This is a genomic window from Streptosporangium sp. NPDC000095 (genome assembly GCF_042899335.1).
In the GTDB taxonomy this organism is placed as follows: domain Bacteria; phylum Actinomycetota; class Actinomycetes; order Streptosporangiales; family Streptosporangiaceae; genus Streptosporangium.
Genome location: NZ_JBIAZS010000022.1, coordinates 12,820 through 38,792, shown reverse-complemented (window position 1 = coordinate 38,792; position 25,973 = coordinate 12,820). Strand labels below are relative to the sequence as shown.

Below are 25,973 nucleotides of genomic sequence, written 5' to 3'. Positions count from 1 at the left end.
CGCCTCATGTGGCACCTGCCGCACGCGGAGCGAGACGGAACGCGACGATGTCCGCGGCGAGGTTCACGGCCACGGTGGTGGCCGCGAAGACCAGGGCGAGCCCCTGGATCACCGGGATGTCGCGGGCGGAGACCGCGCTCACCAGGGAGGTGCCGAGGCCGGGGATGACGAACACCGCCTCCACGGTGATCACGCCGCCGAGCAGCCAGTCGGTGGTCCTCGCGAGCTGCTGCACGGCCGGCGCGACCGCGTTGGGCAGGGCGTGTGCCACGACCACTCTCCGGCCGGAGAGCCCGAGCCTACGGGCGTGGCGGACGTACTCGGAGTTCAGGGCGTCGATCATCCCGGCTCTGACCAGCCTGCTGATCGAGCAGATCGGCCGGGCGAGCAGGACCAGGAGGGGAAGCACCAGCACGGCCGGCTGCGCGAGCAGGTTCGGGCCGACGCCCACCGCGGTGGGCGGGAACCAGCCGAGCCGCAGAGCGAACAGTGCGACCAGCAGTACGGCGAGGGCGAACTCCGGCACCGAGTACAGGGCGACGCCGGCCGAGGTGAGAACCCGGTCGAGCAACCGGCCCTCGCGGATCGCGGCGACGACGCCCGCGGCCACCGCCAGCGGCACCAGGAGCAGCAGGGTGATCGCGGCGAGTTGGAGTGTCGGCCCGCCCGCGTCGGTGAGGAACCCGGTGACCGGGCGGCCTGCCGTCAGGGACGTCCCGAGGTCACCGTGGAACAGGCCGAGCAGCCATTCGGCGTAGCGGGCCGGCGCGGGCCGGTCGAGTCCCAACTCCTGGCGGAACCGCTCGATCCGCGCCGGGTCGGGTGTGTCCCCGGCCAGCACCACGGCGGCGTCCCCCGGCAGCGCCTCGGTGAGGGCGAACACCAGCGCGGTGACCGCCACGATCTGCGCCAGGCCGAGCAGCAGGCGCCGCGCGGCGTACCTGGGCAGGCTCACCCGGCCCTCCGAGCGGGGCCGGGAGGGCTGCGTGGATCGGAGACGCGTCAAGCCAGCCACACCTTGTCGAAGCGGGCCCAGTCGAGGGTGTTGGCCGGGGCGTCGGCGACACCGCCCACACCCGGCACGGTCGCGACGAGCCAGTCTGCGAAGCCCCAGACGAGGTAGCCGCCCTCGGCGTGCTGGACGCGCTGCATCTCGGCGTACACGTCGCGGCGCGCCTTCTCGTCGGCGAGCGAGACGGCCTTGGCGTAGAGCGCGTCGAACTCCGGTCGCTTCCACTTGGTGATGTTGGTGGTGGACGTGCTGAGCAGGCGCTGTGCGAAGTGGGACTCGATGGGCATCGCGCCGGACCGGAAGCAGCACAGAGTGCCCCTGTCGAGGACGTCCTTCCAGTAGGTGTCCCTGTCGCCCACCGCGACCTCGACGTCGAGACCGGCCTGGCGCATCTGGTCGGCGAAGACGCTCGACGACTCGACGAAGCCACTGGCCGCCGCCGAGGTGTCGAGCCGCACCTTCACCCCCTTCGCGCCGGCCTTCTCCACCAGCCACCTGGCCTTCTCCAGATCGCGGGCACGCTGCGGGATCTCCTCGGCGTAGTACTGGTAGCCCTTGCCGAAGAGGTCGTTGCCGACCTGTCCGGCGCCGGCCAGCACGGTGTCGACCAGTTCCCTGCGGTCTGCCAGCAGGAACATCGCCTCGCGCAGGTTCCGGTCGTCGAAGGGAGGACGGTCCAGCTTCATGGCGAACGCCTGCATGCCACTGTTGGTGAGCCGGGTGACGGTCAGGCGGTCGTTACCCCGGTAGGTCCTGGCGGTGGTCGCGGTGATGTCGTGGGCGTAGTCGGCCTGCCCGCCCAGCAGGGCGTTGACCCGGGCCGACTCCTCGTTGGCGATGAGGTACTGCAACTCATCGACGTGCGGGGGGCCCTCCCAGTAGTCGGGGTTGCGCTTGAGCAGCAGGGAGCGACCGGGTTCGAAGGAGCCGAAGACGAACGGGCCGGACCCGACCGGCCTGGTGAAGTCCTCGGCGCCCTCAGGCACGACAAACACGCCGAAAGCGGCCAGCACGTTGGGGAACTCGGCGAACGACTGTCTGAGCGCGAACTCGACCGTACGGTCGTCGACGGCCCTGCTGGCGGCCAGGTCGATGACCGCCAGGGTGGCCCTGGCACGGAAGGCGCGCGCGGGGTCGGCGATCCTGGCGTAACTGTGGAGGACGTCGGCGGCGCGCACCGGCCTGCCGTCGTGGAAGGTCGCCCGGCGCAGGGTGATCCGCCACCTGGTGAGGTCGGCGGAGGGCTCCCAGCGTTCGGCGAGACGCGGCACGACCGACAGGTCGGGGCCGTAGTCGGCGAGCTTGTCGAACAGCGCCTTGGAGCGGGACGCCTCGACGAACAGGTTGGACATATGCGGGTCCAGGGTCTCCTGGGCCCCACCCCCGGCGAACGCGACGCGCAGCCGGCCTCCCGCGCGAGGCTTGCCCCCGGCGACGATCTCGGCGGCGGGTGCGGTGCCGCACCCGGCGATCAGGGCGGCGGACAGCCCTGTGGCGGTGCCGAGGAAACCACGGCGGTTCAGGGATTGCATGGAGGGGAGGTCCTTTCATTGGTCGGGAGGTTGCGCGACAGACCAGGGGGCGACGTCGCGGCCGATGTCGAACAGCCGGGCCCCACCGCCGAGACGACGGGCGAAATCAGACGGACGTGAGGTGGTCGAGGTCGGGGACCGCAGCTCATACGGGTCGCGGCCGCGGCCCCCGTGTCGGGGAGTTCTCCGCCGGCGCCGCCGTCTCCGGTACGCCGGCGCGACGCACCGCGAGCGCGGAGCCAAGCCCGAGCGCGGCGCACAGCGGCCAGGCGAGCCAGCCCGCGGTGTCGCCCGCCCAGCCCACGACGACGTTGCCCACTGCGGCGACCAGGCCCGAGGCGAGATAGAACATCCCGAAATAGGTGCCGATGATGCCCTCCCTGCCATAGGCGGGGATCAGTTCCAGCACGAACGGCTGCGCGATCATCACGCCCAGGGCCAGTCCGAACGCGGCGAACAACACCGGGATCAGGCCCGGCAGCAGCGGGGCGAGAAAGGCCGCCCCCATCACCGCCAGACCGAACGCGATGGCGGTGTCCCGGCGGAGACGGCCCCCCAGCCACCGGGTGACCCGCACCTGCAGCAGGAGGGTGGCGACCGTGGAGACCAGGAACAGCGCCGCCACCGAGGCCGCGGAGCCGGTGACCTCCTCGGCCCGCATCGGCAGGATCAGGTAGAGCTGGTTCTGCAGGGCGAACATCCCGCTCAGCGCCAGCGTGAAGGCGAGAAAGCGGCGGTTGGCCAGGCACTCCCGCCAGTCGGCGAGCACCGACCTCTCGCCGGACGGTACGGGCCGCGCCGGTAGCGTCAGCGCCTGCGCCACCGTGAGCCCGGCGAAGATCAGTGCCGCGGCGACGGCTGCCACCCGGAAGTCGACCAGCAGCAGCACACCGCCCAGTAGCGGGCCGAGCAGCGCGCCGACGCTGGCGAACACGTTGAACAGGGAGAACGCCTCCGCGCGGCGATCGCCCGCCTCGACGGCCAGGTAGGAGCGGACAGCAGGGTTGAACAGCGCCCCGGCCAGCCCTGACAGGACCGAGGCGGCGAGCAGCACGGGGAGCGAGCCGCCGATCGCGAAGAGGCCGAAGCCGACGGCACGCAGGGCGCACCCCGCGATGATGACCGTGCGGGCGCCGAGCCGGTCTGAGGCCGTGCCGCCGACCAGGAACAGGCCCTGCTGGCTGAGGTTGCGCACGCCGAGCACCACTCCGACGGCTGCGGCCGACATCCCCAGGTTCCCGGCGAGGTAGCTCGCGAGGTAAGGGATCAGCAGGTAGAAGCCAGTGTTGACGCCCATCTGGTTGACCAGCAGGAGCCGCACGGACAGTGGAAAGGACTGGAACGCTCTCATGTCGCCGGTCGCACGCCGAGGCCGAAAAGGCCAGAGGTGTCCTCGCCACCGAGACCGGTCCAGGGAACGCGCTCCAGCAGTAGGTGGCCGTCGCGGTCGCCCCGGCTCTCGACCATCGGCAAATGCCCCAAGACCATCTCCTTCGCCACGAACTCAACAGAAGGAATGATAATGACTTTCATTTTCTTTGCAATCCGGCAGGGCTGAACGGCTGTGGTTCTGTGCATCTGCGCCGGTAAAGACCTCAATCTCCACCGAAACTGCACAGAAGGCCGTTACGCTCCGGGGGCATGATCAGATCGAGATGGGTGAGCCTGCTGGTCTGGCCGGCGGTGCTGCCCTTCGCGGCCTGGGCGTTACTCAGGGCCGGCGGCTGGACCCCGGTCTGGCAGTGGGTCGCCCTGGTGGCGTTCACGCCGTACGTGGCGGCGGCCTCGGTGATCCCGCTGCTCCTCGCCCTGGGCCTGCGCCGCTGGGCGGCCGCGGCCCTCGCGCTGGTCACGAGCGCGACGCTGGCGACGATCGTGCTCCCCCGCCACTTCGGCGACGACGACCAGCCCGCGGCCGACGGAGGTCGGCTCCGGGTGCTCGCCGCGAACCTCGCCGTCGGCGCGGGCGACACCGAGGCCCTGATGAGGCTGGTGGGCTCCCTCGGCCCCGACGTACTCGCCCTCCAGGAGGTCACCCCGGCCGCGCGCGACCGTCTGGAGGCGGCCGGGCTGCGCCGTCGCATGCCCCACGTCGTGGACCGCGCGGTCGACGGGGTGGGGGGCTCGGGCATCTACTCCAGGCACCCCCTCAGCGAGAAACCGCTGATCGCGCTGGGCGGGTTCCGGCAGGCGCGAGGGGTGATCCAGCACCCGAGCGGCCACGAGATCGAGGTCGTCTCGGTCCACCCCTGCGCGCCCCGGTACGGCGGCAGGGTGCCGTGCTGGGAACAGGGACTGCGGGCGCTGCCCAGGGCGGGCGGCGAGCTGCGGGTGCTCGCCGGAGACTTCAACGCCACCCTCGACCACCGGCCGGTACGCGATCTGCTCGACAGCGGTTACCGCGACGTGGCCGACGTCACCGGGAACGGCCTGACGCCCACCTGGCCGCGGCAGGGCTGGAACGTCCCCGGTGTGACGATCGACCACGTGCTCGCCGACTCACGCATGGCGATCAGGACCTTCGGCGTCCACCACCTCCCGCACACCGATCATCGTCCGGTCTTCGCCGAGCTTGGCCTGCCCCGCTTCACCAAGCGCTGACCCCGGCCCGGCAGGCCGGGGCCCGGCCGGTACCGGCACGCGGTCCGATCCTCACCGGCGAGGATCGCCGGTCCCGGCCGATCGGCGGAGACCGGCCCGCCCCATGGATGCCGATCCCGGCCGATCCGCCAGGAGCGGTCCGCCTCATGGACCACCGAGCGGGGACCGGGTGGTCGCGGCCCTCCTCGAACGAGACCCGCCGAGGAACAGGAGCAGGGCGAGGACGGCGTACGGCACCGCGGCGGCGGTGAAGATCGCGGCATGGCCGACGAGCGCCGAGGCCGCGGCGTACGCGCCGTAGGCGAGGACGGCGCCCAGTTCCGTACCCAGCCCGGCCAGCGAGGTCACGGTGGCGCGTGCCGGGCCCGTGATGCTCTCCTGAAGCCGCACGTCGGCCAGCACGGTCGCCATCTGGAAGACGCAGAAGGCCGTCGCGAGGGCGACGAACCCCACCGCGACGCCGCTGAACGCGCCCGCGCCGAGCGCGAGCGCCCCGAACGCGAGAAGCGCGGCGAACTCCCGGTCGGTGAGGCTCCGCCCGGCCGCCGCGAGCACGCCACCGGCCGCGACACCCACGGAGACCAGAAGCACCAGGAGCGGCACGACGTGCGTGGTGACGCCGGTGCCGACCGCGAGCAGCGGGGTGTACTCCTCCAGCGAACCCCACAGGGCCGTCACCGCCGGTACCAGCAGCAGCGCCCGGCGCGTCGGCCGGTCGGCGCGCGCCGCCCGCAGCCCCTCGCGCAGGATCGCGGCGTAGCCACCGGCCGGCGTCTCCTCCCCACCGGCCTCCTCGCGTTCCTCCCCGGGGCGTACGCGACGCTCGGGAAAGGCGAGCGCGGCCACCGCGGCGAGCACGCACGCCAGGACACTGCCCGCGGCGACCAGCGGGTAGCCGCCGACGGCGAACACCGGGGCGGCCACGGCCATGGACAGCATGACGGCACCCGTGCCGATCGCGCGGGCACGGCCGATGACCGCGGCGTAACGGCCGGTCGCGCCCAGGCGGTCGAGTTCGGTGTAGACCAGAGCCTCCAGCGCGCCCGACTGCAGCGCTCCCGAGGCACCCCACAGCACGAAGCCCGCGGCGAACACCCAGTAGGAGGGGGCCGCGACCCACAGGAGGAAACCGGCCGCGGCGAGCAATGGTGCCAGGGCGAGCAGCGCGCGCCGCGAGACGGCGTCGGCCCACACCCCCGAGGGGACCTCCAGCACGACGGAGGTGACCGACCAGATCGCCAGGAGCGAGGAGATCTCGGCGGTCGACAGACCCGTGTCGACGAACAGCAGCGCGTAGAACGGGTAGAACAGGACGAACTCATCAAGGAAGGTGTAGACGTAGAGCGTCGCGGCGAGGCGCTTCGCACGTCCTTCGGGCGCACGGAGAAAAGAAGAAGTGGTCATGAGGTCCTTCTCGCGAGGGCTGGCGGACTTCGGGATGCTCGGCATCTCCGGAGGTCCACGGCAGCTCGCGCCGGACCGACCGATCGTTCAGGATCAATGTCGCCAGGTCATGTCACAGACCATACAGTCGCCCAGCCCGCTGTGGCCTCCCCTTTTTTCCTCTTCAGGACGAAGCGTCACTCGGCCGTGGAGGCGGCGTCGCGAGCACGGCGGGCGGGTCCGTCTCGCCTCCGCCTTTCGGGTGCGCGGGTGTGTGCGGGAAACCCGGCGGGGCCGGTCAGAACTCGTCGTGCCCGGAGACCTGGCCGATCGGGAAGACGTGCCTGCTCGCGGCGCAGACGGTCTCCAGGACGTGGACGGGGACGTCCTCGTCGGAGTAGCCGGTGCGAAGGATGTGGACGACCCACTCCCCCGGTTCGAGCTCCAGGGTCTCGTACTCGAAGGAGGTCGGCGGGCGGGCCGTCAGGCTCTCCTCGGCGCGGCCGAAGGTGTGGCCGAGGGCGATCAGCGCCGCCTGCAGTGACGGCTTCACGAACCCCGGCTCGGCGAGGCGGGTGCCCCCGAACAGGTCCGTCCGGAAGTAGCTGGTGGCGACGCGCACCGGGATCCCGTCGGCGGTCATCATCTTCCTGCGGGCGATCACCTCGGCACCGGGTTCGACGCGCAGGCGCGCGGCCACGTGTTCACCGGCCGGTTCCGGTCCCACGTAGAGCATTCTGCGGCCGGGCGTGACGCCCTGCCTTTCCGCCTCGGCGAGGAACAGGGACGCCGAGCCTCGATCGGCGGGGTCGGTGGGCAGCGCCCGCCGCACCACGACCTTCGGCTCACGGACCGTGGGCTCCTCGGGGACCCGCGCCGCCGGCCCCTTCCTCATCTGGGAGATGCGGCCGGGGGACACGCCCAGGCGCGCCGCTATCTCCTCCAGGCTCATCCCGGAGTCACGGGCCTCGGCGATCGCCTGACGGCGCATCTTCGCCGCCTCCGCGACGAGTCCCTGCTCTTCGGTCATGAGGCGGCTCAGAACCCGCGCGCGCTCGATGGGGTCGCTCAGCCCGGAAACGTCGTGCAGCGTCTTCAGGTCCATCGGGGGCCGCCTCCTCGCGCTCGACACCACCGGGAATTTTAGCCCCCCTATTTTGGCGCGGTGACACTGCCTCGCGCACCGGAAAGGCTGTCGGACCCGCCCGTTCACTCCGAGGAGGGGGTTCACGGTCAATGGGCATTCTGGCCCGGTGGTTACACCATGCCGACCGTCAAATCAGTTGCCGACGCCGCGGCCGGGTGCGGAAACTGGATGGTCGCCCGCGTCACGCGGGTGGCGGTGATCCGACGGGGCGCCACCTGGAGCGGTGGTACGGGAGACCGGTTGGGAGGGATGGCGCTCCGGCCTGCCCTGCCCCGGACGGCTCTCACCTCGTCAGAACACCGTGAGGAGCGTGCCGCCTGCCGATGCCCCCTGACACCGGAAACACCTCAGCCAGTACCAACAACACCGACAATACCGACAACACTCACGCCTCCGCCACCAACCCGGCATCCCTGACTTCGCGCCCCCTCCCCTCGCGCCGCGCCGGGGCGGGCTCCCTGTGGCGACTGAAGTCCTACCTCCGCCCGTACGTCGGCCGCCTTGTCGCCATCTGGGTGCTGTCCCTCACCGCGGTCGCGATCGGCATCGCCATCCCGCTGATCGGCAGAGAGATCATCGACGGTCCCGTCGCCCGCGGCGAGGCGGGGGCCGTGCCACCCCTCGCACTGCTCGCCTGCGCGCTGGGCGTGATCGAGGCACTGCTCGTCTTCCTGAGGCGGTGGCTGCTGGCCGCCGCCGTCCTCGGCCTGGAGACCAGTCTCCGCGACGACATCTACCGCCACCTCCAGCGGCTGCCGATGGGGTTCCACTCCTCCTGGCAGTCGGGCCAGCTGCTCTCCCGGGTGACGACCGACCTGTCGACGATCCGGCGTTTCCTCGGCTTCGGCCTGCTCTTCCTCGTCCTCACCACCGTCCAGATCGCGACGGTGACCGGGCTGCTGCTCCACATGTACTGGCCGCTCGGGCTGCTGGTCGTCGCCTCGGCGGTGCCGATCATGGTCACCACCCTGCGCTTCGAACGCGAGTACATCACCATCTCCCGGCGGGTCCAGGACGAGCAGGGCGACCTCGCCACGGTCGTCGAGGAGTCCGCGGCCGGCATCCGCACGATCAAGGCGTTCGGCCGCGGCCCGTACGTCTCCGGAATCTTCGAGAAAGGGGCGTTGAAGGTCTACGGGACCTCGATGGAGAAGGTCCGCCTGTCGGCCAGGTTCTTCACCTTCCTTGAGGTGATCCCGAACATCACCCTCGCGCTCGTGCTGCTGCTCGGTGCCCTGGCGGTCGGCTCCGGCACGCTGACGCTGGGCACGCTGGTGGCCTTCGCCACCCTGATGCTGCAACTGGTCTGGCCCGTCTCCGCGCTCGGCTTCATCCTCACGATGGGCCAGGAGGCGATGACCGCGGCGGACCGGGTGATGGAGGTGCTCGACACCGAACCGGAGATCGTCGGAGGCACCGCCGTGATCGAACGGCCCCGAGGACACCTGCGCTTCGAGGGAGCGGGGTTCACCTTCCCCGGTGACGGGAAACCCGTGCTCCACGACGTCTGGCTGGAGGTGCGTCCGGGAGAGACGCTCGCGGTCGTGGGCGCGACGGGGTCGGGCAAGACCACGCTGACCTCCCTGGTGCCACGGCTGCACGACGTCGGCACCGGCCGGGTCACGATCGACGGGGTCGACGTCCGCGACCTGCCGCTGCCCACACTGCGCTCGATGGTCGCCACCGCCTTCGAGGAACCGACGCTGTTCTCGATGAGCGTCAGGGAGAACCTCACGCTGGGACGGCACGACGCGAGTGAGGAGGAGATCGAGCAGGCGCTGCGGATCGCCCAGGCCGGGTTCGTCCACACACTGCCGTGGGGGCTGGAGACCAGGATCGGCGAGCAGGGCATGTCCCTGTCCGGCGGCCAGCGCCAGCGGCTCGCACTGGCACGCGCGGTGCTCAGCCGTCCCAGGATTCTCGTGCTGGACGACACGCTGTCGGCCCTCGACGTCGAGACCGAGGCCCTGGTGGAGGAGGCGCTCCGGCACGTGCTGCGCGAGGCGACCGGGATCGTCGTCGCCCACCGGGCCTCCACCGTACTCCTCGCCGACAAGGTGGCCCTGCTGCTCGACGGCACGATCGCGCACGTCGGCGAGCACCACGAACTCATGGCGAGCGTGCCCGAGTACCGCGCGCTGCTGTCGGCCGCCCCGGACACCGAGGAGGCGCGGCTGTGAGCGTGACCGAACCCTCCACCCATCCCTCGGCCAAGCCTTCCGGTGCCGAGAACGCGAACGGGTCCCGGGAGTGGCGGGGCGTCGCGGCCGAGAACCAGGAGGAGCTGTCGGCGCAGGTGTCGTTCCTGCTGCGCGACAGGTCCAGGCGGCTGCTGGGCGACCTGCTGCGCCCGTACCGCAGGAGGCTCGTCCTGCTCGTCGTCATCATCGTGACCTGCAACGCCGCCTCGCTCTCCATCCCCTACCTGGTCAAGGTGGGCATCGACGCGGGCATCCCGCCGATGCTGGCGGGCGCGGGGCCGCGAACGCTGGTGACGGTCGTCGTGGCGATCCTGGCGGCGGCGGCCGTCCAGCTGGTGACCCGGCGGATATTCCTCAGGATGGCCGGGCACATCGGCCAGAGCATCCTGCTGGAACTGCGGCGGCGGGTGTTCGTCCACTTCCAGAGGCTGTCGCTCTCGTTTCACGAGGACTACACCTCGGGCCGGGTCGTCTCCCGGCTCACCTCCGACATCGACGCCATCTCCGAGATGCTGCAGTCGGGTTTCGACGACCTCGTCACCGCCGTGCTGACACTGGTCGGCACGGCGGTCCTGCTGCTCGTCCTGGACGTCCACCTCGGCGTGGTCGCGCTGCTGCCGCTGCCGGTCCTGATGCTGTTCACCGGCTGGTTCCGGCGGCAGTCGAGCATCGTCTACCGCAGGACGCGGGAGACCGTGGCGCTGGTGATCGTCCACTTCGTGGAGTCGATGGCCGGCATGCGCGCGGTCCAGGCGTTCCGCGGGGAGCCGCGCAACCAGGCGATCTTCTCCCAGCTGAACGCCGACTACCGCGACGCCAACCGGCGGAGCATGCACCTGGTCGCGATCTTCTCTCCGGGCGTCAAGCTCATCGGGAACGTGACGATCGCGGCCGTCCTGCTCTACGGGGGCACGCTCGCGATCCAGGGCGAGGTCACGGTGGGAGTGCTGGCCGCCTTCCTGCTCTACCTGCGCCAGTTCTACGAGCCGATGCAGGAGATCTCGCAATTTTATAACACGTTCCAGTCGGCCGGTGCGGGGCTGGAGAAGCTCTCCGGCGTGCTGCAGGAGCACCCCATGGTGGCCGAGCCCGCTGACCCGGTGGCGCTGGAGCGGCCACGCGGCAGGATCGAGTTCCAGGGCGTGGAGTTCTCCTACCTGGACGGCACCCCCGTGCTGCCCCGGCTGGATCTGGTGGTCCCCGCCGGGCAGACCGTGGCGCTCGTCGGCACCACGGGGGCGGGCAAGACCACGCTGGCGAAGCTGGCCTCCAGGTTCTACGACCCCGTCGCGGGGCGGGTGCTGCTGGACGGGGTCGACCTGCGCGACCTCGGCGAGCAGACGCGGCACGCCGCGGTGGTCCTGGTCACCCAGGAGAACTTCCTGTTCAGCGGGTCGGTGGCGGACAACATCAGGTTCGGCCGACCCGGCGCGAGCATGGCGGACATCGTGGCGGCGGCCCGCTCGATCGGCGCCGACACGTTCGTCTCCGCGCTCCCCGACGGGTACGACACCCAGGTCGGCAAGCACGGCGGCCGGCTGTCGGCCGGGCAGCGGCAGCTGGTGGCGTTCGCCAGGGCGTTCCTCGCCGACCCGGCGGTGCTGATCCTCGACGAGGCGACGTCCAGCCTGGACGTCGCCGGCGAGCGGCTGGTGCAGCGGGCGATGCGGACGATCCTGGCGGACCGGACGGCCCTGATCATCGCGCACCGCCTGTCGACCGTCGAGATCGCCGACCGGGTGCTGGTGATGGAGGGCGGCAGGATCACCGAGGACGGTCCGCCCGGCGAGCTCGTCGAGCGGGCGGGCCGCTACGCCGACCTGCACCGCGCCTGGCTCGACAGCGTCTCCGACCACCGCGACGCCCCCGGCTGATCCACCGGCGGCGGGGAGGGCTCACACTCCCGAACCGCCTTCCCTCGCTCCCCGATCCCGGAATTCCGTGCCCCGCCCGCAGAACCGGCGTCCGGAATTCCGGGCACACGATTTCCGGCGAACCCTGAACCGCGGGAAGGGGACCCGCGTATCTCAGGGCGGAACGGCACGAATGATCCTTCCCAGCCGCAGGAAAGGGGCAGTGATTTCGATGAGCACCCGGCGGTCGCGCAAGCGACGGTCTCTGACCGCCTCCTTGCTGGTCTCCGCCATGCTGGCCGCCGGGTGCTCGTCAGCGGCCATGACCGCCGAAACCCCCGTCCAGGCGGTGGGACTCGCCGGCGATCGGGCCGACGCGGACGTCCGTTTCTCCCAGGAGATGATTCCCCACCACCGGCAGACGATCCAGCTCGCCGACCTGGTGACCGGCCGGAGCGAGAACCCGTACGTGAACGACCTCGCCGCGAAGATCAAGAAAAAGGAGGCGGCCGACATCGACCTGATGTCGGGCTGGCTGCGGTCGTGGGAGGTCGAGGTACCGCCGGAGGGCGACCACTCCGCGCACGACATGCCGGGCATGCTGTCGGCCACCCAGATCGCCTCCCTGGAGAAACGGTCCGGCGCCGCCTTCGACAAGCTGTGGCTGAGCGTGCTGGGCAAGCACCTCAACAGCGGTGTCCAGATGGCCCAGGTCGCGATCGCGCTGGGCAGGCACCGGCCCACCACCCTCCTGGCGGAGAAGATGGTCACCGAGCAGCGCGCCCAGATCGCCGAGATCGGCGAGAAGCTCGCCTGACCCGTCTCCGGCTTCCGCCGAATCAACTTCCGGTCGACTCGGTGTCCCTCTGACCTCGTCTCCGGGTCCGCTCGGGCTCTTCGTTCCTTCAAAGCGGCGGGTTGTCCCGGAACGCCCCGCCCTCCGTGGGTACACAGCCTCCCAAAAAGGGCATAAGCGCGAGGCGCAACCGGGACGCGGTGGCGGCGGTGACGCCGAGCGGCGTCCGGTGTGGCGAGCAGAACGGCGGCAGACCGCCCGATCCCCCGCTGGAGGTCTCATGAGCACGACCCGAAGGCGCCCTGTCCTCGCGGACTCCGTCCGGATCACCGAGGACGCCGTGGAGATCCTCGACCGCCGGGTCTATCCCTTCGAGCACCGCTGGGTGCGCTGTGCCACCAGCGAGGACGTCGCGGTGGCCATCGAGCGGATGGTCACCCAGAGCACCGGCCCCTCGTTCGCGGCGACCGCCGGGATGACACTGGCCGCCCGCGAGGCGCGGGGCGAGCCGCCGGGCCGGGCCGCGGCGCGGCTGCGCGAGGCGGGCGACCGGCTGATCGCGACCCGGCCCACGAACAACCACATCCGCGACGCCGTGGAGGCCGTCCTCGCCGCCACGGTGAACGGGCCACTGCCGCAGGCCTGCGGGGACGAGCTGGTGGAGGCCGTGACCCGGGCGGCGTCCGAGCACGACGCGGCCTACCTGGCGAGCAGCGCGGCCATGGGCAGGCACGCGGCCGCGCTGCTCGACGACGGCGCCCGCGTCCTCACCCACTGCTGGGCGGACGCCTACCTGATAGCCACCGTCGAGGCCGCTCAGGAGGCGGGCAAGCGACTGGAGTTCATCTGCACCGAGACCCGGCCCTACCTGCAGGGGGCACGGCTGACCGCGCCGACACTCGTGGAGATGGGCTACCGGCCCACCCTCATCACCGACGGGATGGTCGCCTCGGTACTGTCCGACGGGCTCGCCGACGTGGCGCTGACCGCGGCGGACCGGGTGACGATGGACGGGCACGTGGTGAACAAGGTCGGCACCCTCGGGGTGGCACTCGCCGCCCGCGCCTTCGACGTCCCGTACTACGTGGTGATCCCGGCACCCGATCCGCGGGCACCGGGTATCGACGACGTCGTCATCGAACGGCGGAACGGCGACGAGGTCCTGCACGTTCTGGGGACGCGCACCGCGGGCGAGGGCGTGACCGGCCACTATCCCGCCTTCGACGCCACCCCGCCGCACCTGGTGACGAGAATCGTGACCGAGAACGGCGCCTACCCCGCCGAGCGCGTGTCGGAGCACTTCGGCCCTCCGGGGCGTCCGCCGGCGGACGCCCCGGCCCACCCGCTGTAGCCGTTCCGGCCCGGGGTGCGGTCCCGTCCGCGGTGCCGACGCCGTACGCCGGACGCGACACGGAAGCCACGTGAACACCTAACGCGGCAGATCGACCACAGAGAGTAGTGTGCGCTGTGAAGTTGATCTACGAGGACATCCCTCACGACAGAACGGGAGTTCGACGTTGGTGTCACAACGATCCAGATCCGCGCTCACCGCGTTGGCCTGCGCCCTGCTGGCGCTGCTGGCCGTACCGGGGACACCCGCGACGGCCGACACCGGTGCGCATGCCACCGCCACCGCGCGCCAGGACGTCAAACGAGCCGCCGCGCCGTGCGTCCGGCAGGGACAGGCGACCTACCCCGTGGACTACTACTGGAAGAACGCGCTCGGCATGAGGCTGGGCAGCGGGTCGGTCCCGGTCGTCACCTCCCCGCCCCTGTGGGGCGGACAGATCGCACCGGGCGGCATCTTCACCCTCACACTGGCGCACCGCACGGCCCAGTGGCCGCTGCTGGTCAGCCGCTACACCACCACCTGGGATCTGTCGTCGCTGCTCGCTTACGCCGACGTCATCGGCCAGTCGGGGACCGGCACCATCAGTGGCACCACCCTGACGATCGCCTCCTCGGGGACCAAGACCGACCCGCCCGCGAAGGTGATCACCTTCCAGGTGAGGCAGGGCACCGCGGGGGGAGCGATGACCATCCGGCCGACCGGGATCAGCAGCGTCATCGCCGCGCCGGGCCAGCTCGGGAACAACACACCCGCCCCCCCGATCCAGATCGCCACCGGACAGTCCATCTCACCCACCAGGGCCACCGACGACACCGCCACCACCGGCCAGGGCACGGCCGTCAGCGTTCCCGTCCTGGCCAACGACACCGCGACCTCACCGACGATCAGCGGCGTCACCCAGCCCGCCAACGGCACCGCGACGATCTCCGGTGGCACCGTGGTCTACACACCCGCGGCGAACCTCGGTGGCACCGACACCTTCACCTACACCATCACCACCGCCTGCGGAACCAGCACCGCCACGGTCACGGTCACGGTCACCTGCGCCTACACACCGGTCAGCCTGGTCAACGGAGGCTTCGAGGCTCCGCCCGTGGCCACGGTCGACTGGTCCATCTCCGACGCCTCCGTCAACCCTGCCGTCGGCTGGCGCACCACCGCCACCGACAACAAGCTGGAGTTCTGGCCCGGCGGCGCGAGCGGGATCCCGGCCGCCGAGGGCCGGCAGTTCGCCGAGCTCAACGCCAACCAGGTCTCCACCCTCTATCAGGACCTGCCCACCGTTCCGGGAACACCGATGACCTGGTCGCTCTATCATCGGGGCCGTCTCGGTACCGACGTGATGCGGGTGCTCATCGGCGCACCGGGCGCGACCGTGGCCCAGGTCCCCGCCGGGGCCTCCTCCCCGGACATCTCCGACGACAACACCGCCTGGCGCCAGTACACCGGGACGTACGTCGTCCCTCCCGGACAGACCACCACACGATTCGCCTTCGAGTCGGTGTCGGCCGCGGGAGGCTCCCCGACGGCCGGCAACTTCCTGGACGGCGTGGTGTTCCAGACGCCGCCCTGCCTGCCCATGACCAAGAGCCCGTGAAGGCGGGCGGCGTCCCGGGGACACGTACCGCGAACAGACCGGCCGCCCCACCCCTCTCGGAGTCCTGACCGTCGCGCGCGACCTCAGGACGAGGACCGGGCGGGCGCAAACGCGTGAAGGCCCCTCTCGCTTCGTGCGAGAGGGGCCTTCACGCGTGCGGTGCGCCGGAGGGCGCCGCCCGGGTCAGCTCACGGTGCCCGCGGTCTCCTGCTCCGCGGCGCGGCGCTTCTTCTCCTCCTCCTCGATCGCCTCGACCGTCTCGTTGTCCCGGTCACGGCGGTACTCACGGACCGAGTAGGCGATGGCGGCGGCCCACAGGACGGCGATGGCGATGTAGGCGGCGGACTGGACGCCGCCGGAGGCGTCGATCCAGTCGCTGCGCAGCAGGGTCCTGATGTTGGTCAGGACGATGATGCCGCCGACGGCGGAGCCCAGGATGCGCGGCGGGATGTGACGGACGAGCCAGGCGGCGATGGGAGCCGCGATGACGCCGCCGATCAGCAGGACGGCGACCCAGGAGAAGTCGATGTTCTCGGAGCCGATGCCGACGAAGAAACCGACGCTGGCGGCGATGGCGACCAGGAACTCGCTGGCGTCGATGGAACCGATCACCTTGCGCGGCGCCAGGCGGCCGCTGGCGAGGATCGCCGGGGTGCCGACGGGGCCCCAGCCGCCACCACCGGTGGCGTCGACGAACCCGGCGACCAGGCCGAGGGGGGCGAGGAAGCGCTTGCGGAGCGGCTTGCCCAGGTTGCCGCGCGGGAGGCCGAAGGCCGTGAAGCGGATCAGGACGTAGACACCCAGCGTGAGCAGGATGATCGACATGATCGGAGCCGCGACCTCGGTGGAGAGGCCGGACAGGAAGGTGGCTCCCACGAACGCGCCGATCGCGCCGGGAACACCGATCTTGGCGACGACTTTCCAGTCGATGTTGTTGAAGCGCCAGTGGGAGATGCCGGAGGCAAGGGTGGTGCCGATCTCGGCGAGGTGGACGGTGGCCGAGGCGGCGGCGGGGTTGGTACCTATGGCCAGGAGCAGAGTCGTCGAGGTGACACCGTAGGCCATGCCGAGGCTTCCGTCGACGAGCTGCGCCGCGAAGCCGACCAGGCCCAAGAGGATGAGCGCACGCACAACGCCCTCCTTCCTATTTTTCCCACTCTGTTGATAGGAATTATGGTGAATGAAGGCCAAGGCGACGTCAAGTCACGTTTCAAGCAAGGCGTCTCAAAGGATGGGAATCTTCGTCCCACGCACGAGGTCACCCCCTGCGCCGACCGCCGGTCCGGGTCGCCGGCGTCAGGAGGGCCGCCAGGCTGACGGTGTCGACGATGGCGCTTATCGAGGTCTCGATGTTCAGCCACACGGTTCGCAGTCGCGCCGCCTCTCCGAAGTAGGCGACGTCACCGGCCGGCACTCCCCTCACCGAGGTCAGTTCGCCGCCGACCGCGCGCAGCACGTCCCCGACCGAGATGTCGACGGGCGGCCGGGCGAGCGTGAAGCCGCCCTCGTGCCCCCGCTGGGCGAAGACGAGATCGGCGCGGCGCAGATCGGTCAGGATGCCGCGCAGGAAACTCGCCGGGATCTCCTGCGCCTGGGCCATCGTCTCCGACTTGACCGGGTCGGGATCGCTCAGCGCGATGACCAGCATCGCTCTTATGGCGTAGTCGCTCCGAGCCGTGACGTGCATCCGAAAGTCCCCCCGACAGTGCGCCTCTGCCTCCGGCCGCCGACCTCATACGGGCTGGTCTCGATTAAATCTACTATCTCTACAGGTTAACCGTGAAATATTCTCGTGGCTGCGCGAGACCCGGTCGCCGCGGGCGGCGACACCTGACCGGCGGGCGAGGGGTCAGCGAGGCGGTGAGGTTCGCCGAGGTCCGATGAGGTCAGCCGTCGGCCGCGTCCGAGTCGATCGCGGCGGCCTCACCCCGGTCGAGGGCGGACAGCTCGGCGACCTCCTCGGAGGTGAGGGTGAAGTGGAAGATGTCGGCGTTGCCCCTTATCCGGTCGGAACTGGACGACTTCGGCACGGTGATCAGCCCGAGTTCGATGTGCCAGCGCAGCACGATCTGGGCGGGGGTCCTGCCGTGCCGCTCGGCGACGGCCGTGACGACCGGATGCTCCAGCAGGTCGCCCCCTCGCCCGATGGGACTCCAGGACTGGGTGACGATCCCGTGCTCGGCGTTGTAGGCCCGGGGCTCGTCGCGAGTGAGGAACGGGTTGAGCTGGATCTGGTTCACGTCGGGCACCACGCCGGTCTCGGCCAGCAGCCGCTCGATGTGGGCCGGTTTGAAGTTCGACACGCCGATCGCCCGCACGCGGCCGTCCCTCAGCAGCTTGACCATGCCCTTCCACGCCTCCACGTAGCGATCCTTGCGCGGCCGCGGCCAGTGGATCAGGTAGAGGTCGGCGTAGTCGAGGCCGAGCCGGTCCAGGCTGGCCTGGTATGCCTCCTGCGCGGCGTCGTATCCGTGCCACTCGTCGTGCAGCTTGGTGGTGACGAACAGCTCCTCCCTCGGCACGCCGGAGGCCCGCAGCCCACGCCCCACCCCGGTCTCGTTGTAGTAAGCGTGGGCGGTGTCCACCAGCCGGTAGCCCATCTCGACGGCGGCGGCGACCGCGATCTCCGCCTCCGCGTCCGACATGGGCCAGGTTCCCAGGCCGACCTGCGGGATGTCCGCGCCGTTGACCAGTTTCACCGTTGGAATGTCCAGAACAGTCATGATTGACAGCCTTCCACGCAGCCCCCTACCGACTGTCACCGGGGCGCGGCGGGGAGTTCGGGTGCGAGTCCTATCGGCCCAGTACGCGGAGACGCCGGAAAACAGCCCTCGAGCCTCGTTCCACTGCGGTGGGGCACGAGTCACCGTCGTTCCTCCGGGGGGCGCGGTCGCGAGGGGGAGGAAACCGGAAGTGTCAGGATCATGGTGAGACCGCCGCCCGGTGTCTCCTCAGGCAGCAGGGTGCCGGCCATCGCCTCGGCGAGCCCTCGGGAGAGCGCGAGCCCCAGGCCGACGCCGGTGTGGTTGTCGCGGTCCCCGAGCCGCTGGAAGGGCATGAAGACTTGGCCGTAGGCGTCACGCGGGATGCCCGCCCCCCGGTCGACGACGCGGAGCTCCACCTGGTCGCCGTACTCGCCGGCCGTGACGAGGACGTTTCGGCCCTCGGGACTGTGGCGGACGGCGTTGGACATGAGATTGACCAGGATTCGTTCCAGCAGCACCTGGTCGGCGACGACCTCGGGCAGATCGTCGGAGAGGTCCACCTCGATCCGCCGGGACAGCGGGCCGAGGTCGTCGACGGCGCGTGGCACGACGTCCTCGAACGCGGTCGGCTCCAGTGCCAGCCCGAGCACTCCCGCCTGCAGGCGGCTCATGTCGAGCAGGTTGGTGACCAGGCGGTCCAGCTTGACCAGGGATTCGTCCGCCGTGGCGAGCAACTCCCGCCTGTCCTCGGCGGACCAGTCGACGCCGGTGTTGCGCAGGCTCTCCACGGCGGCCTTCGCCGAGGCGAGCGGGGTGCGCAGGTCGTGGCTGACCGCGGCGAGCAGCGCGGTGCGCATCCTGTCGGCCTCGGCGAGCGGCCTGACCCGCTCCGCCTCCCGCGCCAGCCGGTCCTGCCGCAGCGCCACCCCCGCCTCTGCGGCGAACGCCTCCAGCAGCCGCCGGTCGGACGCCTCCAGCAGCCTGCCCCGGATGGCCAGGACGAGCCGTTCGTCGACGACGACGTCGGTGTCCGCGAATCCCGGGCAGGTGCAGGGCGCGTCACCGGCGGTGGCCACGATCCGCCACGCCTCGGGGTCGGACTGGTCGTCGGGTCCCTGCTCGCCGACGCGTTCCAGCATGGTGACCGAGGCCAGCGCGAAGGTCTCCCTCAGGCGGGCGAGCAGCGAGGCGAGCGCGTGCTCGCCGCGGAGCACGTGCCCGGCCAGGGTGGAGAGGACCTCCGCCTCGGCGCGGGCGCGGGCCGCCTCCCGGGTACGGCGGGCGGCGACGTCCACGACCGCGCTCACCATGACGGCCACCAGGACGTAGACGCTCAGCGCGAACAGGTTCTCCGGGGCTGCGACGGCGAGGCGATCGACGGGCGCGGTGAAGAAGTAGTTGAGCAGCAGGAAGCCGAGCACGGCGGCGGTAACGGCCGGCCACATGCCGCCGACCAGGGCGACCACGACCACCATGAGCAGGAAGAGGAGTATGTCGCTCGGCAGGTTCACGGCGCCGCGGAAGGGCTGCAGCGCCAGTGTCAGGAGCGGCAGCCCGAGAACCGCGAGGAGCCAGCCCGCCACCCGGCGGGTGCGGGTCAGCGCGGCCCGTGACGGAGCGCGGGCACGTGTCCTTTTCACCTCGTCGTGAGTGATCATATGAACGTCGATGGACCCGGAGCGCGCGGTCGTGGTCACCCCGACCCCCCGCGAGAGAATCTGGGCGAACCGGCCACGCCGGGACGCCCCCAGCACCAGCTGGGTGGCGTTCACGCCGCGCGCGAAGTCCAGCAGTGCGGTCGGTACGTCGTCGCCGACGACCTGGTGGTAGGTGCCGCCCAGGTCCTCCACCAGGGTGCGCTGACGGGCCGTGCTCGCGGGGTCGGCTCCGGCCAGGCCGTCGGAGCGTGTGACGTGCACGGCCAGCAGGTCGGCCCCCTGGCCCCTGCCCGCGACCCTGGCGGCCCGCCGTATCAGCGCGTCGCCCTCCGGGCCACCGGTCAGCGCGACCACGACGCGCTCGCGCGCCTCCCAGGTGCCCGCGATGCCGTGATCGGCGCGGTAGCGGTCGAGCTGCTCGTCGACCTTGTCCGCCACCCACAGCAGCGCCAGCTCACGCAACGCGGTCAGGTTGCCGGCCCTGAAGTAGTTCGACAGTGCCGCGTCGACCTTCTCCGGGGCGTACACGTTGCCGTGCGCCATCCGCCGCCGCAGCGCCTCCGGGTCCATGTCCACCAGCTCCACCTGGTCCGCGCGGCGCACCACCTCATCGGGCACCGTCTCGCGCTGGGCCACCCCGGTGATCTCCTTGACCACGTCGTTGAGCGACTCCAGGTGCTGGATGTTGACGGTGGAGATGACGTCGATGCCCGCCTCCAGGATCTCCTCGATGTCCTGCCAGCGTTTGGCGTTGCGCGAGCCCGGCACGTTGGTGTGGGCCAGCTCGTCGATCAGGGCCACCCTGGGCCTCCTGGCGATGACGGCGTCCACGTCGAGCTCGGTGAACACGCTGTCGCGGTGGACCATGCTCTTGCGCGGGATTGTCTCCAGGCCGTCGAGCAGCTCGGCGGTGCGGGGACGGTCGTGGGTCTCGACGAGGCCCACGACGACGTCGGTGCCCCTCGCGAGGCGGCGGTGCCCCTCGCAGAGCATCATGTACGTCTTGCCGACACCCGGGGCCGCCCCGAGATAGACGCGCAGCCGCCCTCGCCCCCTGCTCATCGGTCGAGGGCCAGGTTGAGTTCGAGGACGTTCACCGCCGGTTCGCCCATGAAGCCGAGGGGACGGCCGGTGGTGTTCTCCATGATCAGTCCCCTCACCGTCTCCACGGGCAGGCCGCGCTCCCTGGCCACCCGGGGTGCCTGAAGGTCGGCGTACGCGACGGAGATGTGCGGGTCGAGGCCGGAACCACTGGCGGTGACCGCGTCGGCGGGCACCACGGCCCTCGCCGTGCCGCGGACCGGGACGGTGCGCCCGGCCGCGTAGTCCTCGCCCGGCCTGCCGCACTCGACCCTCACACCACGATACTCGGCGACGAACGGGCTCGCGGGACAGGCCTGGTTCACGCTCACGACCCGGGAGGGGATGCCCGCGACGGGAAAGACCTTCAGCACGGCGCCCACCCCGTCGGGCGCGCAGTACGGCCGGGCACCACTGACCCCCTCCAGCTCCCCGACGGCCCTGGAGCGGGCGCAGACCTGGGTGAGCAGGCTCCGCCTGCCCTCCCCACCGTTCGTCCCGGGGACGGGCAGGACGTCCACGACATCCTCGGGCCCGAGGTTGCTCGCGGCGGTGGAGAGCATGTCGTAGCCGGCACCGGCCACCGACGGCCTGCTCTGGAAGTAGCGGCCGACCGGTCTGCCGTCGGCGCCGGTGAAGCTCTGGCCGACGATCGCGCTTCCCACGTCCTTTCCGTCCTTCTGGACGAGGGAGCCGTTGGCGCCGGCGTGGAACACCGTCTGGGCGATGCCGGTGACCACGAGCGGGTAGAAGGCCCCGGTGACGAGGGTGAGGACGAGCAGCGCGCGGAGCGCGGCAAGATGCCGGAGGATCCAGCTGGGCAGGCGTTCCATTTAAGACATCCCCGGAAGAAACTGGACGATCAGATCTATCAACTTGATGCCGACGAAGGGCACGACGATCCCGCCCAGACCGTAGACGTAGAGGTTGCGGCTGAGCAGCCTCGACGCGCTGGAGGGACGGTAGCGCACGCCCCGCAGGGCGAGCGGTATCAGCGCCACGATGACGACCGCGTTGAAGACGACCGCGGACAGGATCGCCGACTGCGGACTGGACAGGCGCATGACGTTCAGCGCGTCCAGGCCCGGGTAGACCGCCGCGAACATCGCGGGAATGATCGCGAAGTACTTGGCGACGTCGTTCGCGATCGAGAAGGTCGTCAGCGCGCCGCGGGTGATGAGCAGTTGCTTGCCGATCTCGACGATCTCGATGAGCTTGGTCGGGTTGGAGTCGAGATCGACCATGTTGCCGGCCTCCTTCGCGGCCGAGGTGCCGGTGTTCATCGCCACCCCGACGTCGGCCTGAGCGAGCGCGGGCGCGTCGTTGGTGCCGTCTCCGGTCATCGCGACCAGCCTGCCGCCCTCCTGCTCCGATCTGATCAGGGCGAGCTTGTCCTCGGGCGTGGCCTCGGCGAGGAAGTCGTCCACGCCCGCCTCGCCGGCGATCGCCCTCGCCGTCAACGGGTTGTCGCCCGTGATCATGACGGTGCGGATGCCCATCCTGCGCATCTCGTCGAAGCGTTCGCGCATGCCCTGCTTGACGACGTCCTTGAGATGGACGACCCCCAGGACCCGCGCCCTGCCCACTGCGTCCCCAGTGCCCCCGGCGTTCCCGGCCTCCCCCGTGACCTCCCCGACGACCAGCGGGGTGCCGCCGGAGCCGGAGACCGCGTCGACGATGCCGCCGACCTCGTCGGTGGGGTGACCGCCGTGCTCGCGTACCCATTTCATGACGGCGGTGGCGGAACCTTTGCGGATCCGGCGACGGTCGAGGTCGACCCCGCTCATCCGGGTCTGCGCGGTGAACCCGATCCACTCCGCACCCGCCAGCTCTCCCGGCCCGCGCTCCCTCAGGCCGTACGCCTGCTTGGCGTAGACCACGATGGAACGGCCCTCTGGGGTCTCGTCGGCGAGACTGGCCAGCTGCGCGGCCGCGGCCAGCTCGTCGGCGGAGACCCCGGGGGCGGTGAGGAACTCCGACGCCTGCCGGTTGCCCAGCGTGATGGTGCCGGTCTTGTCCAGCAGCAGGGTGTTGACGTCTCCCGCGGCCTCGACCGCGCGGCCGCTCATCGCGAGAACGTTGCGCTGCACGAGCCGGTCCATGCCGGCGATGCCGATCGCCGAGAGCAGCGCCCCGATGGTGGTCGGAATGAGGCACACCAGCAGCGCGACCAGCACGACACCGGTGACACCGTCCCCGGTGAGGGCGAGTGAGTCAGGTACGCCGGGATTCTGGGCCTTGGCGTAGATCGCCAGCGGCTGCATGGTCGCGGTCGCGACCAGGAAGATGATCGTCAGGGCCGCGAGCAGGATGTTGAGGGCGATCTCGTTGGGCGTCTTCTGCCTGTCGGCGCCCTCGACCAGGGCGATCATCCGGTCGATGAAGCTCTCGCCGGGCCGCTGGGTGATCTGGACGACGATCCGGTCGCTCAGCACCTTCGTGCCGCCGGTCACCGCCGACCTGTCGCCGCCGGACTCGCGGATGACCGGGGCGGACTCACCGGTGATGGCCGACTCGTCCACCGAGGCGATGCCGTCGACCACGTCGCCGTCACCGGGGATGATCTCCCCCGCCTCCACGACGACGAAATCACCCCGCAGCAGTTCGGAGGCTCCGACGACGTCCCAGCCGGTGGAGTCGCGTCCGCGCAGCCGCCGCGCCGTGGTGTCGCGCTTGGCGGCGCGCAGCGTGGCCGCCTGGGCCTTGCCGCGCCCCTCGGCGACCGCCTCGGCCAGGTTGGCGAAGATCACCGTGAGCCAGAGCCAGACCACGGTGGCCCAGGCGAAGAACGACGGGGTGAGCACGGCGAGCACCGTGGTGAAGGCCGCGCCGGCCTCGACGATAAGCATCACCGGGTTGCGCCAGAGCGTGGCCGGGTTGAGCTTCCTGACCGCCTCCGGAAGCGAGGTGAGCAGTTGCCGGGGATCGAGGAGGCCGCCGCCCACCTTTCCCTCCCCTGGTGCGGGGGCGGGGCCCCGCACTTCGAGCGTCCGGGGCGTCACTGGATTCCCTCCGCGAGCGGGCCGAGCGCCAGGGCCGGCAGGAAGGTCAGCGCGACAAGGATCACCGTCACGCCGACGGCCATGCCGACGAACTGCGGGCGGTGCGTGGGCAGCGTGCCCGCGGAGACGGGCACCGGTGCCTGCCCCGCCAGGGATCCGGCCAGGGCGAGAACGAAGACGATCGGCAGGAAGCGGCCGAAGGCCATGCACAGGCCGAGGGCGACGTCGTACCACGGCGTGTTGGCGCTGAGGCCGCCGAAGGCGGAGCCGTTGTTGTTGGAAGCGCTGGTGAAGGCGTACAGCACCTCGGAGAAACCGTGCGGGCCGCCGTTGAGCATGCTCGCCCGCCGCTCGGCCGAGCCCATCGCCAGCGCCGTGCCGGTCAGCACGAGCAGCGGCGTGACCAGGAAGTACATCGCGGCGAACTTGATCTCGCGGGAGCCGATCCTCTTGCCCAGGTATTCGGGGGTGCGGCCGACCATGAGGCCGGCCACGAAAACCGTGATCACCGCGAGGACGAGCATGCCGTACAGGCCCGCGCCCGCGCCGCCGGGGGCGACCTCGCCGAGCATCATGTTGAACATCGTGAGCATGCCGCCGAGCGCGGTGAACGAGTCGTGGGAGGAGTTGACCGCTCCGGTGGAGGTGAGCGTGGTGGCCGCGGCGAAGGTGGCGGAGTCGGGCACGCCGAAGCGCACCTCCTTGCCCTCCATCGCCGCGCCCACCGCCTGCGGGACCGTGCCGCCGTGGGCGGTCTCCAGCGCGGTCAGCAGCGCGACGCTCGCCAGCGCGAGCGTCCCCATGATCGCGACGATCGCGTGGCCCTGCCGGAGGTCGCCGACCATGCGGCCGAACGTGCGGGGCAGCGCGAACGGGATCAGCAGGATCACGAAGATCTCGAACCAGTTGGTCCAGGCGGTGGCGTTCTCGAACGGGTGGGCCGAGTTCGTGTTGTAGAACCCGCCGCCGTTGTTGCCCAGCTCCTTGATGATCTCCTGACCGGCCACCGGACCACCGGTGATCGTCTGGGTGCCGCCGGTCAGGGTGGTCACCTCATGTGGGGAGGTGAAGTTCTGGATCAGGCCACCCGCCAGCAGCACGACCGCGCCGACGAGGGCGAGCGGCAGCAGGACGCGGACGACGCCGCGGACCAGGTCCACCCAGAAGTTGCCGATCTCCTCGGTCCTCCTGCGGGCGAAGCCGCGAACCAGCGCGATCGCCACCGCCATGCCCACCGAGGCGGACACGAAGTTCTGCACCGCCAGACCGGACATCTGCACCAGGTAGCCCATCGTCGACTCACCCGGGTAGGCCTGCCAGTTGGTGTTGGTGACGAAGCTGACGGCGGTGTTCCAGGCGACGTGGTCGGGCACCGGAGCGAGCCCCAGCGACAGGAACAACCTGTCCTGCAGCCGCTGCAGACCGTAGAGGAACAGGACGGATGTCACCGAGAACGCCAGCAGGGCTCGGGCGTAGACGCCCCACCTCTGCTCGACGTCCGGCCGGACACCCACGAGCCGGTAGATCACGCGTTCGGCGGCGAGATGTCTCGTACCGGTGTAGACGCGGTACATGTGGTCGCCCAGCGGCCGGTGGACCAGCGCGAGGGCGGCGACGAGGGATCCGATGAACCAGATCCCCGCCGTGGTCGAGGACATCAGGAGCGCTCCCTCATCAGAAGCGCTCCGGGAAGAGCAGGGCCGCGACCATGAAGACCACCAGGGCGGCGACCACGACCAGACCCACGGCGTTGACGGCGCTCACAACCGTTCCACCGCTCTGACGGCCAGCCCGAGGATCGCGAAGACCGCGATCGTCAGGGCGACGAAGATGACGTCAGCCATCCCCACTCCTCGCATCCGGGGTTTGTCCGCCATCACCCGACGGGTGAGGCATACGCAAGGAAACCGCCGTTTTCCGCGCTTCCCGCGCGTCTTGACGGGTTCCATACGCCCCGGTGCCAAGACTTGACGCCTTCCCTACGCGAGCCCCGGGCCACCTCCCGGACGAACGCGTCCCCTGTCTCGCGTGCGGCCCGCCGGCCCCCGGCACGTG

The 25,973-nt window shown here is 70.7% G+C and carries 20 protein-coding genes; 6 read left to right on the top strand and 14 right to left on the bottom strand.

Going from position 1 to position 25,973, the window contains the following annotated elements; all coding sequences use genetic code 11:
• Nucleotides 1–4 precede the first annotated feature (4 nt).
• From ACFY3V_RS35180 to ACFY3V_RS35165, 4 genes are all read right to left on the bottom strand, one after another.
• On the bottom strand, nt 5–1,006 hold the full coding sequence (locus ACFY3V_RS35180) for an ABC transporter permease (RefSeq protein ID WP_362902978.1): 1,002 nt from the start codon (nt 1,004–1,006) through the stop codon (nt 5–7).
• Nucleotides 1,003–2,544 (bottom strand): ABC transporter substrate-binding protein, encoded by a 1,542-nt coding sequence (locus ACFY3V_RS35175; RefSeq protein ID WP_389779484.1) that lies wholly within the window; start codon nt 2,542–2,544, stop codon nt 1,003–1,005. The genes ACFY3V_RS35180 and ACFY3V_RS35175 overlap by 4 nt, the downstream gene beginning before the upstream one ends.
• Nucleotides 2,545–2,689: 145 nt before the next feature.
• Entirely contained in the window at nt 2,690–3,895 is a 1,206-nt protein-coding gene (locus tag ACFY3V_RS35170; RefSeq protein ID WP_362902982.1) for an MFS transporter, read from the bottom strand.
• On the bottom strand, nt 3,892–4,026 hold the full coding sequence (locus tag ACFY3V_RS35165; protein ID WP_362902984.1) for a hypothetical protein: 135 nt from the start codon (nt 4,024–4,026) through the stop codon (nt 3,892–3,894). The genes ACFY3V_RS35170 and ACFY3V_RS35165 overlap by 4 nt, the downstream gene beginning before the upstream one ends.
• Before the next feature lie 159 nt (nt 4,027–4,185).
• Here ACFY3V_RS35165 and ACFY3V_RS35160 point away from each other — a divergent pair, with 159 nt between their 5' ends.
• Nucleotides 4,186–5,145, top strand: a complete 960-nt coding sequence (locus ACFY3V_RS35160; RefSeq protein WP_362902986.1) for an endonuclease/exonuclease/phosphatase family protein — start codon at nt 4,186–4,188, stop codon at nt 5,143–5,145.
• A 144-nt stretch (nt 5,146–5,289) separates the two neighbouring features.
• Here the strand turns inward: ACFY3V_RS35160 and ACFY3V_RS35155 are convergent, their stop codons facing one another.
• Both ACFY3V_RS35155 and ACFY3V_RS35150 read right to left on the bottom strand, forming a co-directional pair.
• Complete coding sequence (locus ACFY3V_RS35155) at nt 5,290–6,549, bottom strand: MFS transporter (RefSeq protein ID WP_362902988.1); 1,260 nt, start codon at nt 6,547–6,549, stop codon at nt 5,290–5,292.
• A 277-nt stretch (nt 6,550–6,826) separates the two neighbouring features.
• Complete coding sequence (locus ACFY3V_RS35150) at nt 6,827–7,633, bottom strand: UTRA domain-containing protein (RefSeq protein ID WP_362902990.1); 807 nt, start codon at nt 7,631–7,633, stop codon at nt 6,827–6,829.
• Nucleotides 7,634–7,998: 365 nt separating this feature from the next.
• Between ACFY3V_RS35150 and ACFY3V_RS35145 the strand changes: the two genes are divergently transcribed.
• The 5 genes from ACFY3V_RS35145 to ACFY3V_RS35125 all read left to right on the top strand — a co-directional run bounded on the left by ACFY3V_RS35145 (nt 7,999) and on the right by ACFY3V_RS35125 (nt 15,473).
• A complete protein-coding gene (locus tag ACFY3V_RS35145; protein WP_389779480.1) occupies nt 7,999–9,855 on the top strand; it encodes an ABC transporter ATP-binding protein in 1,857 nt (618 codons plus the stop codon).
• On the top strand, nt 9,852–11,750 hold the full coding sequence (locus tag ACFY3V_RS35140; RefSeq protein ID WP_389779478.1) for an ABC transporter ATP-binding protein: 1,899 nt from the start codon (nt 9,852–9,854) through the stop codon (nt 11,748–11,750). Before ACFY3V_RS35145 ends, ACFY3V_RS35140 begins: the two co-directional genes overlap by 4 nt.
• Nucleotides 11,751–11,961: 211 nt before the next feature.
• Entirely contained in the window at nt 11,962–12,546 is a 585-nt protein-coding gene (locus ACFY3V_RS35135; protein ID WP_362902996.1) for a DUF305 domain-containing protein, read from the top strand.
• Nucleotides 12,547–12,805: 259 nt separating this feature from the next.
• Nucleotides 12,806–13,876 (top strand): S-methyl-5-thioribose-1-phosphate isomerase, encoded by a 1,071-nt coding sequence (locus ACFY3V_RS35130; protein ID WP_389779476.1) that lies wholly within the window; start codon nt 12,806–12,808, stop codon nt 13,874–13,876.
• Nucleotides 13,877–14,045: 169 nt separating this feature from the next.
• Nucleotides 14,046–15,473: an Ig-like domain-containing protein gene (locus tag ACFY3V_RS35125; RefSeq protein ID WP_389779474.1), complete on the top strand. Its 1,428-nt coding sequence runs from the start codon at nt 14,046–14,048 to the stop codon at nt 15,471–15,473.
• A 183-nt stretch (nt 15,474–15,656) separates the two neighbouring features.
• Here ACFY3V_RS35125 and ACFY3V_RS35120 read toward each other — a convergent pair whose 3' ends face one another.
• From ACFY3V_RS35120 to kdpF, 8 genes are all read right to left on the bottom strand, one after another.
• Nucleotides 15,657–16,604 carry a sulfite exporter TauE/SafE family protein gene (locus ACFY3V_RS35120; RefSeq protein WP_389779472.1) on the bottom strand — a complete coding sequence of 316 codons (948 nt, stop codon included), beginning with the start codon at nt 16,602–16,604 and terminating at the stop codon, nt 15,657–15,659.
• 127 nt (nt 16,605–16,731) lie between these two features.
• The gene (locus ACFY3V_RS35115) at nt 16,732–17,160 is read right to left on the bottom strand and encodes an Rrf2 family transcriptional regulator (protein WP_350948842.1); all 429 of its coding nucleotides are present in this window, start codon (nt 17,158–17,160) and stop codon (nt 16,732–16,734) included.
• Nucleotides 17,161–17,359: 199 nt separating this feature from the next.
• Nucleotides 17,360–18,196: an aldo/keto reductase gene (locus ACFY3V_RS35110; protein ID WP_389779470.1), complete on the bottom strand. Its 837-nt coding sequence runs from the start codon at nt 18,194–18,196 to the stop codon at nt 17,360–17,362.
• 140 nt (nt 18,197–18,336) lie between these two features.
• Nucleotides 18,337–20,898 (bottom strand): DUF4118 domain-containing protein, encoded by a 2,562-nt coding sequence (locus ACFY3V_RS35105; RefSeq protein ID WP_389779468.1) that lies wholly within the window; start codon nt 20,896–20,898, stop codon nt 18,337–18,339.
• Nucleotides 20,895–21,749 carry a potassium-transporting ATPase subunit C gene (locus tag ACFY3V_RS35100; protein WP_389779466.1) on the bottom strand — a complete coding sequence of 285 codons (855 nt, stop codon included), beginning with the start codon at nt 21,747–21,749 and terminating at the stop codon, nt 20,895–20,897. The genes ACFY3V_RS35105 and ACFY3V_RS35100 overlap by 4 nt, the downstream gene beginning before the upstream one ends.
• The gene (kdpB, locus tag ACFY3V_RS35095) at nt 21,750–23,861 is read right to left on the bottom strand and encodes a potassium-transporting ATPase subunit KdpB (protein ID WP_389779464.1); all 2,112 of its coding nucleotides are present in this window, start codon (nt 23,859–23,861) and stop codon (nt 21,750–21,752) included. It lies immediately after the preceding gene.
• Between the two features lie 53 nt (nt 23,862–23,914).
• Nucleotides 23,915–25,576, bottom strand: coding sequence for a potassium-transporting ATPase subunit KdpA (gene kdpA / locus ACFY3V_RS35090; protein ID WP_389779462.1), 1,662 nt, complete (start codon nt 25,574–25,576; stop codon nt 23,915–23,917).
• 16 nt (nt 25,577–25,592) lie between these two features.
• A complete protein-coding gene (kdpF, locus tag ACFY3V_RS35085) occupies nt 25,593–25,682 on the bottom strand; it encodes a K(+)-transporting ATPase subunit F (protein ID WP_350948848.1) in 90 nt (29 codons plus the stop codon).
• Between the last annotated feature and the right edge of the window lie 291 nt (nt 25,683–25,973).